Source organism: Marinifilum caeruleilacunae (genome assembly GCF_013141825.1).
GTDB lineage: Bacteria > Bacteroidota > Bacteroidia > Bacteroidales > Marinifilaceae > Marinifilum > Marinifilum caeruleilacunae.
On record NZ_RZNH01000083.1, the window covers coordinates 1 to 1,905 of the forward strand.

Here is a 1,905-nt window from a genome sequence, read left to right on the forward strand (position 1 = left end):
GGCAAACTTTTTTTACACAAAAGACTCAAATCTTATTTCACAGGGTAAAGGTAATTATATTTTGTTTTGCTACTTAGCTCGGCAATTATTCCGCCGTAAGGATAATAGGCTGTTTCCTGTATTACATTTTCTTCCTCATCAACCACTACACGGGTGTGCCCCAAGTGGTCTTTTAAAGTGTAGTAATAAGTTCCAAAATCGCTTTTCTTGCTTTTTGTTGCAGCTGTAGGCTCATAGTAACCTTCTTCGGTAAATATTTTATCCAACTGTCCGTTCACAAACAAAAACTCACCCTGGTAGTCTATGCGCTTTACTTCGTTATYGTCTTCGTCGTAAAAACTTCTTCTCAGCAATGTTCCATCGGCCAAATACTGGTTTACAATTTTTCCTTGTCCTTCAACACTTAGGGTATCGGGCAGGTTAAACWGGTTGTAGCTTATGCGGAGTTTTTTGTACTCGTCGTACACCATATTCCCGTTTTTGTCGTACTGGTACGAAAATGGTTTKGTGGCTCTTGGCTCGCTTAMCTCGTGAGTTTTCAGCAGGTTTTTAYGAATGGCAATGGTATCCAATTCATTTATKGTGCCATCGCCATTGGCRTCTGCAAAAGCCAGGTCGTCGCCTTTGCGTTGAATGGCCAAAAAGGCTTTCCAGGCAATGCTTCGGGTATCTCTTGCCTTGGCTTTCAGTTTGTAATTGTARCCTGCCGGGTGYTGGTCGTCWACYTCTACYTTGCCGTCGTTATTGGTGTCGCCGGGCCATACTTCTACCAATTCGGTATTCTTGCGCCACAACTTTTTCAGTTGGTTGCCCTGGTAATCGTACTCGAAATGTTGGTAAAGGCCAAGGYTATCTTTTCKTTTCAGGAAATTAATGTTGCCATTGCGCCCATACATATACTCTGTGGTATAAGGATGATCGTTTGAATTGGCTGCCGAAAGGTTTTTCCAATTGTCGTAGCTAAAGCTGTAGGTATGGCGTTTTCGACCTGCTGTTTTCCAGGCCATGGCGCTTAGGCTTCCATCGTAATAGGCCTGGTTATTGGCACCTTTTAGTGCCGAGTCGTAGGCCAGTTCCAAATCAAACAGTTTCTCGCTCTGAGCCTTCACCATACGATCCAGCTCGTCGTAAGTATAGCGGGTTTTTATTTTTCCGTTGTGTACCCGTTTTTCGGCCAGCGAGCCATCGTTATTGTACGAAAAACTTGAAAGTACAATGCTACTTTGCCCGTTAACAGCATGGTGCACATTTTTCAGTTCCCCACTGCTTGCATAATCGTATTGTCTCATGCTAGAGTAATCTTTGCCTGCAAATTCCTTGCTCACTTTTGTTTCGGTAACAACACCTTCAAAATTATAGGCAGTGGTTACCCTGTCAATGCCTCCAACATTATTTTGCGAAATGGCTTCAATCACCCTTCCTTCCTTGTCGTAATAACTAATGGCCTTTATCCAGGTATCGCTGCCAAGCACACGTGTCTCGCTTCCTGTAATTCGCCCCAAGTTGCTTTCGCAATGTTCTGTGCTGCATGGGTTGGCCTGTGCAAAACTGAAATTGTAATTGTCGTAGTAGGTCCTGCTAAGCACCACTTCTTTTCCTGCTGATGACTGATGGCTGTCTGCCGGTTGCTTTTTGAAATACCCGGTTTCAATCGGTCGGCTCAGCTCATCATATTTAATATAGGTACTTGTACCTTTGGCATCGGTTTCGCGCACCAGCCTGTCCAGTTCGTCGTACTCCATACTGATGCTGCCGGCCCCCAGATGGTCCGAGTTTGTATCGGCCGCTGGCGCGAGCTCAATGTCATTAAGTTAAGAGTGTAAGTTATTGAAAAACAGTAGTAGTAGCGAGGTTTTTAGAGATTTTTTTGCTATATTTATATAGTATTCAGAGAGTTATTATGAT

Annotated in this window: 1 protein-coding gene; it reads right to left on the reverse strand. The window is 43.8% G+C overall.

Features of this window, described 5'->3' with window-relative positions; genetic code table 11:
• Positions 1 to 32 precede the first annotated feature (32 nt).
• Positions 33 to 1,742, reverse strand: a complete 1,710-nt coding sequence (locus ELS83_RS21550) for a hypothetical protein (protein ID WP_171597608.1) — start codon at positions 1,740 to 1,742, stop codon at positions 33 to 35.
• Between the last annotated feature and the right edge of the window lie 163 nt (positions 1,743 to 1,905).